Origin of the sequence: Nocardia sp. NPDC056000 (genome assembly GCF_042269265.1) — a bacterium.
GTDB lineage: Bacteria > Actinomycetota > Actinomycetes > Mycobacteriales > Mycobacteriaceae > Nocardia.
Window position 1 is genome coordinate 823,399 of record NZ_JBHJXS010000002.1, and the last position, 13,886, is coordinate 837,284.

The window sequence follows — 13,886 nt, forward strand, 5'->3', positions numbered from 1 at the left end:
CCGCAGTGAACGTCGTACTGGCCATTGCCAAGTTCATCGTCAATGAGATCCTCAGCCAGCCCGCGTATCTCATCGGCATCATCACCGCGGTCGGGTTGATCGCGCTGCGCAAATCGACCGGGCAGGTGGTCGGCGGGGCGATCAAGGCGACGCTGGGATTCCTGCTCATCGGTGCGGGCGCGGGACTGGTGGTGCTGTCGCTGAAACCGCTCGGCATCATGATCCAGGGGGCGCTGGGCGCGCACGGGGTCATCCCCACCAATGAGGCGATCGTGGCCATCGCGCAGGCCGAATATGGTGCGCAGGTCACCTGGTTGATGATTCTCGGCTTCGCCATCAGCCTCGCGCTGGCGCGGTTCACACCGCTGCACTACGTCTTCCTCACCGGGCATCACATGCTGTTCATGGCGACCATGCTGACCATGGTGCTCGCGGTGGCGGGGTTCTCCACACCGGTGGTCGTGGTCATCGGCGGCGTTCTGCTCGGCATTGTGATGGTCTCGCTGCCCGCACTGTCGCAGGCGTATACGCGGCGGGTGACCGGCGGTGACGATGTGGCGATCGGGCATTTCGGCACCGCCGGATATATCGCGGCGGGCGCGACCGGGCAGCTGGTCGGCAAGCGCAGTCGCAGCACCGAGGAGATGAATCTGCCGGAAGGGCTGCGCTTCCTGCGGGATTCGATGGTCGCGACCGCGCTGTCCATGGTGATCCTGTATTTGACGCTGGCGATCGTCTACCTGGTGCGGGTGGGCGAGGACACCGCGTTCCAGGCGTTCGAGACCGGGGCGACCGATGTCGGCAACTACCTCATGAAAGCGGTGAGCCAGGGTCTGCAATTCGGAATCGCCGTCGCCGTCATCCTTTTCGGCGTGCGCACCATTCTCGGTGAGCTGGTTCCGGCGTTCCAGGGCATTGCCGCGCGCGTGGTGCCGGGTGCGATTCCCGCGCTGGACGCGCCGATCGTGTTCCCGTACGCGCAGAACGCGGTGCTGCTCGGCTTCATCAGCAGTTTCGTCGGCGGTCTCGTCATGCTGGGCGTGCTGACCTGGATTCTCAATCCCGCGTTCGGGCTGGCGCTGGTGCTGCCCGGACTGGTGCCGCACTTCTTCACCGGCGGTGCGGCCGGGGTGTACGGCAATGCCACCGGTGGCCGTCGCGGCGCGGTGCTGGGCGCTTTCGTGAACGGCCTGCTCATCACCATTCTGCCCGCGCTGCTGCTGAAAGTGCTGGGGCCCTTCGGCGATGAGAACACCACCTTCGGTGACGCCGACTTCGGCTGGTTCGGCACGGCCATCGGCACCGCCGCCAAACTGGGCGGCTGGGGCGCGATCGCGCTGTCGCTGATCATCGGCGTGGTGATTCTGCTGGCCGCCATGCTGGTGCAGGTGAAAGTCGTTGCCACGGGCTGGGATCCGGGTGCGCGGCGCGATGCCATTCTCGGAATCATCCCGCCCGCGGCACATTACGAGGTGCCGCCGGAGGTGGGTGTGCGGCGGTACGCGAAGATACCGCCGCCGCAGGGCGCACCCGTGCCGCCCCCGCCGGAATAACCGGCTACCGCTTGCGCGCCATACCGCAGGCTATGAGTTGCTCCCAGACGGTCAATTCCATTGGGCCGGAACCAATTCGCGGCACATCGGCGATGTCGGTCGCGGTCCGCCAGCGGGCGCACGGCACCAGGCCGGGTTCGAGCACCTCGAGCTCGCCGAACAGGTCCTCGATCTCCTCCTCGGTGCGCCAGCGGCCGCGCCCGAAGGTGGTCTGTAGCATCTGCTCGGCCGCCTGGGTCTCCGGATTGTGGCCGGAACGGAAATGCGAGATGTAGAACAGGCTGTCCGGCACCGCCTGCTCGGCCCAGAACCGCACCACCTCGGCGGGTTTCTCCTCATCCTGCAGGTGATGCAGTGTGGCGCTGAAGATCACGCCGATCGGCCGGTCGAAATCGATGAGCCGCTTGACCTCCCGATGCTGCCGGATATCCGCCGGATCATGCAGATCGGCCTGGATGACCTGGGTGCTGGCATCGGTGGCCAGCAGCGCCCGGCCGTGCGTCAGCACAATCGGATCGTTGTCCACATAGACCACCCGGGCATCGGGGACCAGCCGTTTGGCCACCTGATGCACATTGTCGGCGGTCGGCAGGCCGCTGCCCATATCCAGGAACTGGGTGATCCCCAGCCTGGTCATCTCGTGCACGGCGCGAATCAGCGCCTGCCGGTTGGAGAACGCGATCGCCACCGAGCCCGGCAGATCGTTCTTGAAATAGTCGCCGACCGCTCGATCGGCGGCATAGTTGTCCTGGCCGCCGAGCAGATAGTCGTAGACCCGCGCGATACTCGGCTTGGACTGGTCCACCGGTATGTCATCAGCCATCTGAACACTCCCCTTTCAGGGCCCCCTTTACCCCGACAATCGTAGTCGAGTGTCCGAGTGTTCCGTTCCGGCCGAATCGATTTCAGACCGCGCGCAGGCGGGTGCGGCTGGCGTAGACGTGCTCGGCGATGAGGGTGGCGATGCGATCCGGGGCCTCCAGCATGGGCACGTGGCCCACATCGTGCATGACGATGCGATCCGCCGACTCGGGGAGCTCACGCAGGAATCGTTTGGCGTACGCGCGGTACGGGATGATCCGGTCGTTCTCGCACATGAGCAGGCGGACAGGGGTTTTCAGGGTGGACAGATCCTCCAGATCCGGTGCGCGCAGCGCGCCCGCGATCATCGGCAGCATGGCCCGGCAGTGCAGTGCCGAGGTGATGGCCGCCTCGATGGCGCGGCGCGGGGCCGCGGCGGTGTTCTTGCTCAACACCATCGCCACCGCCTGCCGCACCGGCGCGCTGAACGCGATCGCGTCCGGCAGATGTTTGCCGATCTCCACCACCGGCACCAGCGACAGGAACTTCAAACCCACCCGAACCTGCAGCGCGGACGGAGTTTGCCAGCCGCCCGCCGGGGCGATAGCGGTGAGGGTGCGGGCCCGGCCGCGGCGCGCCAATTCGAAACCCACCCAGCCGCCGAGCGAATTGCCCGCGATATGGCAGGTGCGCCAGCCCAATTCATCCAGCTGGTCCTCCACCCGATCGGCAAGGGCACTGACATCGAGGTACCAGCCCTCGAGATCCGGTCCGCCCCAATGCCCGGTGAAGGCCGGAGCGAACACCTCGCAATGACTGGCCATCCGGTTCGCCACCTGCTCCCAGCAGTGCGGCGACATCATGAATCCGTGCAACAGCAGCAGCGGGTCCCCCGAGCCCGTATGAATGGCGCGCATGGGAGCGAGCGGGGCGGTGGGCTTGGCGGTGCCTGACGTCATCGTCATCACCCCTTCCTGGACCTCGATGTCCACGGAGAAGGTTCGGTATCGGCATTGTACGTTTGGGGGGTGCCCAAAATCCTCAGCTCGGTAAACGTCAATGGAGTGCGCGCCGCTGCCCCCAAGGGACTGCTCGCCTGGCTAGCGGTCACCGAGGCCGACATCATCTGCCTCCAGGAGACCCGAGCCACCGACGAGCAAACCCGTAGCGTGCTGGCTCCCGCCCTGGATGCGGGCTGGTTCCTGTCCCATGCCGAACCCGGTGTGAAAGGCCGTGCGGGCGTAGCCATCCTCTCCCGCCGCGCCCCCGACGCGGTCCGCATCGGCGTCGGCGCGTTCGAGGGCGAAACCTGGACTCCGGTAGGCGAATTCGCCGCTCTCGGCCGCTACATCGAAGCCGACTTCGACGAGTTGACGGTGGCGTCGGTCTACGTCCACACCGGCGAGGCCGATACCCCCATGCAGGACGAGAAGTACCGCTTCCTCGACGCCATCGGCGCTCGCATGACCACCATCGACCGCGATTTCGTCATCAGCGGCGACTGGAATATCGGCCACACCGAACTCGACATCAAGAACTGGAAGGGCAATATCAAGAACTCCGGCTTCCTCCCCGAGGAACGAGCCTGGGTCTCCTCCATGCTCGCCGCCGGCTACCGCGACGTAGTTCGCGACCTCAACCCCGGCGTCCCCGGCCCCTACAGCTGGCACTCCTACCGAGGCCGCGCCTTCGATAATGACGCCGGGTGGAGGATTGATTACCAGTTGGCCCGAGGCGATATCGCCGCGCGCGCCAAGCAGGCGGTGGTGGAGAAGGCCGCCACCTACGCCGAGCGCTGGTCCGACCACGCCCCCGTGACGGTCCAATACCGGTGAATATCTCGTCCAAGACGCGTGCGTGGCTGGTGCTCGGCGGGGCGCTGGTGATGGTGCTGGTGGCCGTCCTGGTGTCCCGCGGTGGCGGTCATGACACCGATACCGGGAGCAAGACCTCGGTTACCGCGAGTGCGGCCGCAAAGACGACCACCGCGCCCAAGCCCGGGCCGCGCACCACTGTGCCTGGGGCGGCGGAGGTTACGGGCACCCGCGCACCCGGTGTGCCGGATCGCGCGTATGCCACGTTGGTGGAGATCGATGCGGGGCGGTGGCCGGGGTCGGCCAATGCGCCGGGGACGCATGGCGGGGATACCTGGATGAATCGGGGCGGGGATTTGCCCGCCAAGGATTCCGGCGGGAAGAAGATCACGTATCAGGAATGGGATGTGAATCCCAAGAAGGCGGGGCAGGGCCGCGATGCCGAGCGGATCATCACCGGGAGTGATGGTTCGGCCTATTACACCGGGGACCACTACAACACTTTCACGAGGATGCGCTGATGACCGAGGCGATATCGCTTTCGCAGTTCCTCTCCACCACACCGGTTTCCGGTGCGAGCGCGGGTGTGGCGACTCCGGTGCTGGGGGTGTTGCCGGTCAGCGCGGCCGAGTTCTCCGGTGTGCGAAGCCAATTGCCGGACAGCTATATCGCGCGCGAGCTGCGGGCTCGCAAGATGCGTACTGTCGCTGAGGTTTTCGATGAGTTCGCGGCCGCGTTCCAGTTCCCCTACTACTTCGGGCAGAACAAGGACGCGTTCGATGAATGCCTGCGTGACCTCGATGAATTCGTCGGCCCGGCACAGGGATACGTCGTGGTCGTCCGCAATGCGGCGCTGCTGCTCACCGATCAGCCCGCCGAACGGGACTGGTTCGCCGAGGCCATGACCGATGCCGCCGCCGTCTGGTCGGCCAAGGGGGTGGCGCTGCGGGTGGTGCTTCAGGACGCCGTTCCCGGGGGTATCGACGCGGTGCCGCTGACCTGGTCGGAGAACGCCACTCGCGGTTGAGGTCTCCCGGAGCTACTCGGCGCGAAGCCTGGTGGCCAGGTCCTCGCCGAGTAGTACGAACACGTCCGTGGTGTGCTCGATCAGTTCGGCTCGGGTGAGCGGGAGATCGCCGTGCAGCCAGGAGGTCAGCGTCTGGATGAGGCCGCCCACCAGATATGTTGCGCGGAAGGTGATTACGGGGTCGGGGTCGGCTTCGGTCAGGCCGTAGAAGTCGATGCCCTCCGCCGCTACCAGGTTGGCGAAGACCTTGGTGGTGTGGATGGTGCGGGTGCGGAGTTCGGGGGTGGCGGAGCTGACTATCAAGGCCACGTGGGCTTTTCGAGGGTCCTCGGTGAGGAGTTCGATCCCGGCGGTGATGGCGGCGTGGGCCTTGGCGCGGGGCGCGGCGGGGGCCGTTTGCACCGCCGTGATCAGCACCGTCGCCAGCTCTTCGGCGATGGTGTCGAACAGCGCGGACAGGACCGCTTCGCGGCTGTCGAAATTCTCGTAGTAGTAGCGCTCGTTCAGGCCCGCGGCGGAGCAGAGCGCGGAGACGGTGAGCTTGTCCAGGCCCTGGGTGCCGAGGATGTCGAGGGCGGCGTCGAGCAGGGCGGTGCGGCGCTGGGTGCGGCGTTCCGCCGCCGAGATGCCGCCGTAGGTCCGTTGCCCGGTCACGGGTTGATTCTGGCATGGACGCAATTCTGGTAGTAGGTCTTGCCAGAATTGTAATTCTGGGGGACTCTATTTCCAGATGGCGTGGCCTGCGCCACAGCGCACCAGGAGGCAACGATGCCTGCACAGACCGGGTACTTCTCCGATGACTCGATGATCAGGCGGGTCATGCGCAAGCGCGCGGTGGGGCTCACCTACGGGCAGCGCGCACTGGTCATCGGGGCGGTGCACCCGCTGCTCTACGTCGGCACCGCGGAGAACACCCAGCATCGGACCACGCCGTACACGCGACTCGCCTTGACCGGCAAGCTCTTCGAAGCCGTCTCCCTCGGCACCCGCGAGGAAGCCGATCGGGCCCGCGCCTTCACCCGCAAGCGGCACAGCACCGTCAGCGGCGCACTGCCCGAGGACGCGGGGGAGCGCAATCCGGCGGGCACCCGGTACTCCGCGCACGATCCACAGCTCATGTTCATGACCATGGCCTTCACCTTCGACTCCGCCGAGGTCATGCACGATCTGCTGGTCCGCAAACTCACCCCGAACGAGCGCGAGGGGCTGTACCAGGACTATTGCCGCTGGGGCGAACTCTTCGGCATGCCGCGCGAGGCCGCGCCCGCGACCTACGCCGACTTCCGCCGCGTCTACGACGGCTACCTCGCCTCGGACGAGGTCTTCCTCACCGACGAAGCCAAACTGGTCGGCTCCTACCTGATGGGCCAGCGCATCGCCTACCCCATGCCGATGCCGGTGCAGCAGGCCCTCGGCGGCTTCAACCTGCTCGTCCAGGGCAGCCTCCCGCCGCGCATCCGCGATATGTACGAGCTGAACTGGGGCATTCGCGAGGAAGTCGCCTGCCGCACCCTCGCCCAGGCCCTCCGCACCGCGCACTACTCACCACCCCTGGCACCCAAACTGCTGCGCGCCCAGCTCACCGGCCCCAGCTACCCGCTCTACCGCCTAGCGACACGCCGAGAACAACGCCTCGTCGCCTCGGGCCGCCCGAGCATGCCGGGCGTGGATCCGCTGTCGCTGGCAGCCCGAGCGGGCTGAGCGCCCGCCTGTCGCGGTCGGGTCCGATGGGCCGAGAACGCCCCGGACCGGCCTGTTGGCACCGCGCGGAATTTGGCTCGACCGGCGTGCGAAGATCTGAATATGTCGAGTCCTGCACCTTCCGCCGAACGCAAGCAGCGGGTCCTGTCCGGGATCCAGCCGACCAGCGATTCCTTCCATTTGGGGAACTACCTTGGCGCGCTGCAGTATTGGGTGCCGCTGCAGGACGAATTCGACGCCTTCTACTTCATTCCGGACCTGCACGCCATCACGGTGAATCCGCCGGACCCCAAGGTGCTGCGCCATCGCACCAAGGTCGCGGCCGCTCAGCTGCTGGCCCTGGGCGTCGACCCCAAGCGGGCGACCCTGTTCGTGCAGAGCCAGGTGCCCGAGCACGCCGAACTGACCTGGGTGCTGAGCTGCATCACCGGTTTCGGTGAGGCCAGCCGGATGACCCAGTTCAAGGACAAGTCGGTCAAGCAGGGTTCGGAGAACGCGACCGTCGGCCTGTTCACCTATCCGATCCTGATGGCCGCCGACATCCTGCTGTACCGCCCGCACCTGGTGCCGGTCGGCGAGGATCAGCGCCAGCATATGGAGCTGACCCGAAATCTGGCGCAGCGCTTCAACACTCGCTACAAGAAGACCTTCGTGGTGCCCGAGGGGCATATCGTCACCGGCACCGCCAAGATCTACGACCTGCAGGATCCCACCTCCAAGATGAGCAAATCGGCCCAGACCGATGCGGGCCTGCTCAATCTGCTGGACGATCCCAAGGTCTCGGCCAAGAAGATCCGCTCCGCGGTCACCGATACCGAACGCGAGATCCGCTACGACCCGGAGACCAAGCCGGGCGTCAGCAATCTGCTGGTCATCCTGAGCTCGCTCAGCGGCACCCCGATCGTCACGCTGGAGGAGAACTATCAGGGCAAGGGGTACGGCGATCTCAAATCCGATACCGCCGACGCCCTGGTCGAATTCGTCACCCCGCTGCGCGCGAAGGTCGACGAATACATGTCCGATCAGACCGAACTGGACCGCATCCTCATCGAGGGCTCACAGCGCGCCCGCGAGGTCGCGAGCCAGACCCTGGCCCAGGTGTACGAGCGGGTCGGCTTCCTGCCGCGCTGAGCGATAGCTGTGGCGAAGGTCGCGATTCGGCCGACGCGCACCGCATTTGCCCCGCTCACCCGCCGGGAGATGGAAGAGTAGAGGCCTGACCAGGGCGAACATGTTTACCTCCGCGCGAAAGAGGTAGTTCGCCGGTAGAACTCACGCGCGGGTGCCCGACCGACGGCCAGTGGCCTTCCGGTCCGGCACCGTGCGCCGGGGCATTGCGGAGGTGGCGGTGTTCGGCAAGATACAGGCCAGAATCGAGCGCGAGATCCAGCGCAGGCATTGGCTGGATCATCTGGTGCGCGCCGGTGGCCGCTATCAGCGCCAGCGCGGCGACTACTACGCCGCGGGCATCACGTATTTCACCGTGCTGTCGCTGTTTCCGCTGCTCATGGTCGGATTCGCGGTCGCGGGTTTCGTACTGTCCCGAAATCCGGAGTGGCTGAAGGAAATTCAGGACAAGATCGTCGAGAACATTCCGGGCGCGGCGGGCGACCAGATCAATGACCTGATCACCCAGGCGGTGCGCTCGCGCGCCGGGGTCGGCGTGATCGGCCTGGCCACCGGTGCGTACGCCGGGCTCGGCTGGATCGCGAACCTGCGGGCGGCGCTCACCGAACAGTGGGACCAGCCCAGCAAGGATCGCAATTGGGCGGTCACCAAGCTCTCGGATCTGCTCGCGCTCATCGGACTGTTCCTGGCCATCGGCATATCCCTGGGCCTGTCGATACTGGCGTCGAGCGGATTGATCAGCAAACTGCTGGAGCGCTGGCATATCAGCGAATCGGCCTGGATCACCGTGCTGCTGACCCTGCTGTCGCTACTGCTGGCCGTCCTCGCGAACTGGGCCGTATTCGTCTGGGTCATCGCGCGCATGCCCCGGCATCCGGTGACCTTCCGCAGCGCCGCCCGGGCCGCGCTGATCGCGGCGGTGGTATTCGAGGCGTTCAAACAGCTCGCCTCGATCATTCTGCGCTCGGTGGTGAACGGTCCGGCCGGTGTGGCCTTCGGACCCATTATCGGCCTGATGGTGTTCAGCTACTTCACCGCGCGCATCATCCTGTTCGCCACCGCCTGGGCGGCCACCGCGACGGAAAACGAAGTCCAGGCGGATATTCCGGCGCCCGCCCCGGCCGTCATCGAACCCCGGATCTCGGGTCCGGGACTCACGGCCGGAACGGGCGCGGCGCTGTTCGGTGCGGGAGCGCTTGCCGGAGCGGCGATTTCAGCCCTGCGCAGGCGCTGAGGTCAGCGCCGGGGGCGGTTCATCCGGCGCGCACCGGCCAGTAAAACCAGCACCAGGATGACGCCGCCGACAATGAGCGTATTGCGCAGCCCGCGATGGTCGGACGCGGTGTCATCGGCGGGCTCGGTGGACGCGATCACCGGCGGACTCGCCACCACCACGGTCGAATCCGTGGATTTGGCAGAGGCATTCGGCAACTGACCCACATTCGCGCCGGACGGCAGCGCGAACGCGTAATCCAGCAGTTTCGCCGCCTGCTCCCACGGCCGGAACGGCAGCACATCCGCCTTCAACAGGGTCACCGCGAGCCGATGCCCATTGCGCTGCGCGCCCGCCACGAAGGTTTGCCGGGCGTCATCGGTGTATCCGGTCTTACCGCCGAGCGCACCGTCGTATTCGAACAGCAGGTGATTGTCGTTGCCGATCGGATAGCCCGGATGATCCTTGTCATCGGTGTTCTTCGGATCGGCCGGATAGCCGGGGAAGTCCACCTGTTCGGTGTGAATCAACTCCGCGAACAGCGGCAGTGTCATGGCATCGCGGAACAGCAGCGACAGATCGTAGGCCGAGGTGCTCATACCCGGACCGTCCAGCCCGGACGGCGTGGCCGCGCGAGTGTCCTTGGCCTGCAATCGATCCGCCATGCTGTTCATCTTCGCGACGGTCGCCTCGTCGCCGCCCAGCTGGGCCGAGATGGCATGCGCCGCATCATTACCCGATGCCATGATGAGCGCCTGGAACAGCTGCCGATTGGTGTATCGCCCGCCCGGTCCGATGCCCACCCGGGTGCCGTCGGCATTGGCGTCCTCCTGGGTGCCGATCACCACCTTGTTCAAATCCAGTACGCGCAGCGCCACATCCGCCAGCAGCACCTTGATGGTGGAGGCGGGCCGGTAGCGCCCGTGCGGATCCTTGGCCACCAGCACCTTGCCGGTATCGAGGTCCGACACCACGAACGCGGTCGCGGAAATGCCCTCCGGCAGCCCGGGCGCGCCCGACGGCAACACCACACCGCAGCCGCCGAGCCGGTCCCCGCCGATGGGCGGATTCGGAATCGGCAGCGGTTTGGGCGCGCTCTCACCGGGTGCGGGCACCTCGGAGGTGTCGATGGGCGGCGGCGGAGTGGTCTTGTTCGGGCAATTGTCGGTGTTCGGCGTGGTGAACGGGGTCGGCGAGGTGGTCGGCGGTTGTGCCGTGGCCAGGGGTAGGGGCGCGTAGGTCACGCCCGTCATCGCGGTCAGTCCGGCCGCCAATGCGGCTGCGGCCATGAGGGATACGCGTCGCCGGGGTGTTCCGGCGGAACTGGGGTCTCGGCGCGAATGCCTGCGGATGATCATCGCCATCGAGCTTAGAGGCGAGCATGACACGACAAGTTTTGACAGACACTAGCAAATGAGAGACGCTCTCATTATCTAGTTGGCATCAACTGATTGGAACTGTCATGAAAGAGCCAGGAGTGCGCCGCTGGCTGGCCCTGGGCGCCCTAGCGGTCGCCATGCTGACCATCGGCCTCGACGTCACCGTGCTGACCGTCGCGCTGCCCACCCTGTCCGTCGACCTGCACGCCGACACCGGCGCGCTGCAGTGGTTCAGCAGCGCGTACACCCTCGCCCTCGCCGCCGTCATGCTCCCCGCGGGCGCGCTCGGCGACCGCTACGGCCGCAAGAAGCTACTGCTCGCCGCCCTGCTGCTGTTCGGCGCGGCCTCCATCGCCTGCGCCTTCGCGGCATCCTCCGGACAACTCATCGCCGCCCGCGTGGTGCTCGGCGTGGCCGCGGCGGCCATGATGCCGCTGTCCATGGCGGTGCTGCCCGGGCTGTTCCCCGATCCGACGGAACGGCAACGCGCACTGACCATCTGGATCACCTCCACCGCCATCGGGCTCCCGCTCGGCCCCATCCTCGGCGGCTGGCTGCTGCAGCACTTCTGGTGGGGATCGGTCTTCCTGATCAATGTGCCGCTGGTCATCGTCGGTGCCACCGCCGTGGCCCTGCTGGTTCCGGAATCCAAGAGCGGCAGCGTCTTCCGCATCGATCTGCCCGGCATCGCACTGTCCGTGGCCGGAATGCTCGGGCTCACCTACGGTTTCATCCGACTCGGGCAGGAAGGGTGGAGCAATGGTCCGGGCTGGGCGGCAGTGGCCGCCGGAACCCTGCTGCTCGGCGCGTTCGTACTGTGGCAGCGCCGCACCGAACATCCGCTGATCGACCTCGGACTCTTCGCCGCACCCGGATTCCGCTGGGGCACCGTCTATATGGTCATCGTCAACTTCGCCATGTTCGGCCTGTTCTTCACCATGCCGCAGTACTTCCAGTCCGTGCTCGGCACCGACAGCCTCGGCAGCGGCGTGCGACTGCTCCCGCTCATCGGCGGTCTGCTGGTCGGCAGCCGGACCGTGGACAAACTGCTGCCCAGGATCGGCCTGCGGATGGTGCTCTCGCTCGGATTCGCCTTCCTCACAGTGGGACTCGGCGTCGCCGCCCTCATCACCATCGACAGCGGATACGGGCTCGCGGCGGGCGCGCTGGCCCTGGTCGGCCTCGGTATGGGCTTCATCATGCCCGCCTCCATGGGCCTGGCCATGGGCGATCTCAGCGCCGAACGCGCGGGGTCCGGCTCCGCGCTGTTGCAGGCGCTGCGCCAGGCCGCGGGCACCATCGGTGTCGCCATCCTCGGCACGGTGCTCGCCACCCAGTACCGATCCAGCCTGGGCGAATTGAATCGCGATCCCATCTCCGACGGCGTCAACGCCGGTGTGGGCGTGGCCCGCAAACTCGGCGATCCGGCCGTGCTCACCCACGTCCAGACCGCGTTCGTCGACGGTATGAGCGTCATGCTGTGGGTGTGCGCCGGGATCACCCTGGCGGCCACCGCGCTCGCCCTGCTGCTCACCCGGACCCAGCCGGTCGCACCGGAGCCCGAGAACGATGCGGCACAATCGGTTCATGCCGGCTGAGTCCACCAACGCACTGATCTCCGAGGAACCCGCGAGTCGGCCCCGGCCGACCCTGCGGGAACGGAAGAAGGAACGCACTCGGCGCACCATCCGCTCCGAGGCGTTCCGGCTTTTCCGGGAACAGGGCTACACCGAGACCACCATCGAGCAGATCGCCGAAGCCGCCGACGTCTCGCCGAGCACCTTCTTCCGGTACTTCCCGTCCAAAGAGCAATTGGTGCTCGCCGACGACCTGGACCCGGTGATGATCGAGGCCATCGACCGGCAGCCCAAGGACAAACCGATCCTGGCCGCCATCCGCGACGCCACCATCGAAGCGTTCGGTGCGATGGACCCGGAGATCTTCGAATTCGAGAAGAACCGGGTGGCGCTGGTGTACTCGGTACCGGAGTTACGCGGTGCGGTGGCACGGGAATTCGAACGCAATATCACCCTCATGTCCGGCATAGTGGCGCGGCGGTTGGGGCGACCCGATACCGATTTCGAGGTGCGGGCGCTGGTCGGCGCGCTCACCGGGGCCATGTTCGCGCTGGTCGGGGACGAACCGTTCAGTCAGGAACAGATCATCCGGGTGATCACCTTCCTGGAATCCGGAATGCGCATCTAGACCGGTTGCCGGGTCAGCGCCGCCACCGCCTCGTCATCGACGGTGGCGAAGAAGCCGCCCACCACATCCTCGATCTCGGTGATCGATCGCGCGCAGTACAGGATCGGCTGATAGTGCGTGATGTCGTAGACGGCGGTGCCCATCTCGGCAATGTTCAACGGCCGCAGTCGCGCACCGCGGAACTCCTCGATCTCACCGAACGAGGACAGCAGACCCGCTCCGTAACAACGGACTTCGTTGTCCTCCCGGACGACGCCGAATTCCAGCGAGAACCAGAACACATCCGCCAGGAACTTGAGTGCGCGCTCGGTTTCCAGTCGCTGCACCGCCGCGCCCACCGTTTCGTACAGTGCCGCGAAGCGCGGACTCGCCAATTGATTGGCATGGCCCAGGATTTCGTGCACGGCATCCGGTTCCGGGGTGTACAGCGGTGCGGAATGATGCCGAATGTACTGGGTGGAGTGGAAGATTCGATCCGCGAAGGAACCGAAGAACTCCCGCAGCGGCACCAGCCCGGCGGCGGGTGCGTAACGGAATCCGGTGCGCGGGAACAGTTTCGCGGACACCTCGTCCAGCTGCGGAATGTGATCGGTGGGCAGATTCAGCCGATCGGCCGCCTCCACCACCTCGGTGCAAGCGTACTTCGCACGCTTGAACGCCAATTCGGCGGAGACGATCCGCCACACCCGCTGCTCTTCCTCGGTGTACTCGACCTGCGGTACCGGCTCGCCCGCCCGGTAATTCAACGCCATCGCGGCGATCGCATTGCGGCGCGCGCGGTACTCGGGATCGTGCACGCCGGGATGCTCATCGCTCAGATGCACCAGCACATTGCCGTCATCGCCCTGCGTGACCGGCGAGTACAGCTGACCCTCGGTGAACATATCCTGATGCAATCACCACCGTGTGATTCAGACAACAAATGCCCGCTCAGCTGAGCAAATTGCCAAGCTGAACGGGCCGCGTGGGTGAGTCGACGGCGGCCTTACCGTCGGCCGGTGTGCAGCACGCCCAATGGCCCGAATCGCACCCGGCACGGCGAAGGCCGCCCGCATTGCAGTGCGG

General features: G+C 66.3%; 14 protein-coding genes. 9 read left to right on the forward strand and 5 right to left on the reverse strand.

Annotated elements, in window-relative coordinates; genetic code table 11:
• The first annotated feature begins 5 nt into the window (after positions 1 to 5).
• Positions 6 to 1,553: a PTS ascorbate transporter subunit IIC gene (locus ACFC4D_RS08370; RefSeq protein WP_375963413.1), complete on the forward strand. Its 1,548-nt coding sequence runs from the start codon at positions 6 to 8 to the stop codon at positions 1,551 to 1,553.
• Positions 1,554 to 1,557: 4 nt separating this feature from the next.
• On the opposite strand, the gene ACFC4D_RS08375 is transcribed toward ACFC4D_RS08370, so the two are convergent.
• Positions 1,558 to 2,376: an SAM-dependent methyltransferase gene (locus tag ACFC4D_RS08375; RefSeq protein ID WP_376062222.1), complete on the reverse strand. Its 819-nt coding sequence runs from the start codon at positions 2,374 to 2,376 to the stop codon at positions 1,558 to 1,560.
• Between the two features lie 82 nt (positions 2,377 to 2,458).
• Positions 2,459 to 3,319, reverse strand: a complete 861-nt coding sequence (locus ACFC4D_RS08380) for an alpha/beta fold hydrolase (RefSeq protein ID WP_375963417.1) — start codon at positions 3,317 to 3,319, stop codon at positions 2,459 to 2,461.
• Positions 3,320 to 3,382: 63 nt separating this feature from the next.
• Between ACFC4D_RS08380 and ACFC4D_RS08385 the strand changes: the two genes are divergently transcribed.
• The 3 genes from ACFC4D_RS08385 to ACFC4D_RS08395 are packed head-to-tail and all read left to right on the forward strand — an operon-like array spanning position 3,383 to position 5,195.
• Positions 3,383 to 4,189, forward strand: coding sequence for an exodeoxyribonuclease III (locus tag ACFC4D_RS08385; RefSeq protein ID WP_376062223.1), 807 nt, complete (start codon positions 3,383 to 3,385; stop codon positions 4,187 to 4,189).
• Complete coding sequence (locus ACFC4D_RS08390) at positions 4,186 to 4,689, forward strand: ribonuclease domain-containing protein (protein WP_376062224.1); 504 nt, start codon at positions 4,186 to 4,188, stop codon at positions 4,687 to 4,689. Before ACFC4D_RS08385 ends, ACFC4D_RS08390 begins: the two co-directional genes overlap by 4 nt.
• On the forward strand, positions 4,689 to 5,195 hold the full coding sequence (locus ACFC4D_RS08395) for a barstar family protein (RefSeq protein ID WP_376062225.1): 507 nt from the start codon (positions 4,689 to 4,691) through the stop codon (positions 5,193 to 5,195). The genes ACFC4D_RS08390 and ACFC4D_RS08395 overlap by 1 nt, the downstream gene beginning before the upstream one ends.
• Positions 5,196 to 5,207: 12 nt before the next feature.
• Here ACFC4D_RS08395 and ACFC4D_RS08400 read toward each other — a convergent pair whose 3' ends face one another.
• Complete coding sequence (locus tag ACFC4D_RS08400; RefSeq protein ID WP_376062226.1) at positions 5,208 to 5,849, reverse strand: TetR/AcrR family transcriptional regulator; 642 nt, start codon at positions 5,847 to 5,849, stop codon at positions 5,208 to 5,210.
• Between the two features lie 114 nt (positions 5,850 to 5,963).
• Between ACFC4D_RS08400 and ACFC4D_RS08405 the strand changes: the two genes are divergently transcribed.
• From ACFC4D_RS08405 to yhjD, 3 genes are all read left to right on the forward strand, one after another.
• Positions 5,964 to 6,896 carry an oxygenase MpaB family protein gene (locus ACFC4D_RS08405; protein ID WP_375963428.1) on the forward strand — a complete coding sequence of 311 codons (933 nt, stop codon included), beginning with the start codon at positions 5,964 to 5,966 and terminating at the stop codon, positions 6,894 to 6,896.
• Positions 6,897 to 6,998: 102 nt separating this feature from the next.
• Entirely contained in the window at positions 6,999 to 8,027 is a 1,029-nt protein-coding gene (gene trpS, locus ACFC4D_RS08410; RefSeq protein WP_375963431.1) for a tryptophan--tRNA ligase, read from the forward strand.
• 211 nt (positions 8,028 to 8,238) lie between these two features.
• Positions 8,239 to 9,258 (forward strand): inner membrane protein YhjD, encoded by a 1,020-nt coding sequence (gene yhjD / locus ACFC4D_RS08415; protein WP_376062265.1) that lies wholly within the window; start codon positions 8,239 to 8,241, stop codon positions 9,256 to 9,258.
• A gap of 2 nt (positions 9,259 to 9,260) precedes the next feature.
• Here yhjD and ACFC4D_RS08420 read toward each other — a convergent pair whose 3' ends face one another.
• Positions 9,261 to 10,601, reverse strand: a complete 1,341-nt coding sequence (locus ACFC4D_RS08420) for a D-alanyl-D-alanine carboxypeptidase family protein (protein ID WP_375963433.1) — start codon at positions 10,599 to 10,601, stop codon at positions 9,261 to 9,263.
• 98 nt (positions 10,602 to 10,699) lie between these two features.
• Between ACFC4D_RS08420 and ACFC4D_RS08425 the strand changes: the two genes are divergently transcribed.
• Together ACFC4D_RS08425 and ACFC4D_RS08430 are read left to right on the forward strand one after the other, a co-directional pair.
• Positions 10,700 to 12,214, forward strand: coding sequence for an MFS transporter (locus tag ACFC4D_RS08425; protein WP_376062227.1), 1,515 nt, complete (start codon positions 10,700 to 10,702; stop codon positions 12,212 to 12,214).
• Entirely contained in the window at positions 12,204 to 12,821 is a 618-nt protein-coding gene (locus ACFC4D_RS08430) for a TetR family transcriptional regulator (RefSeq protein ID WP_376062228.1), read from the forward strand. The genes ACFC4D_RS08425 and ACFC4D_RS08430 overlap by 11 nt, the downstream gene beginning before the upstream one ends.
• Here ACFC4D_RS08430 and ACFC4D_RS08435 read toward each other — a convergent pair.
• Complete coding sequence (locus ACFC4D_RS08435) at positions 12,818 to 13,705, reverse strand: phenylalanine 4-monooxygenase (protein ID WP_376062229.1); 888 nt, start codon at positions 13,703 to 13,705, stop codon at positions 12,818 to 12,820. The genes ACFC4D_RS08430 and ACFC4D_RS08435 overlap by 4 nt on opposite strands.
• Positions 13,706 to 13,886: the final 181 nt, after the last annotated feature.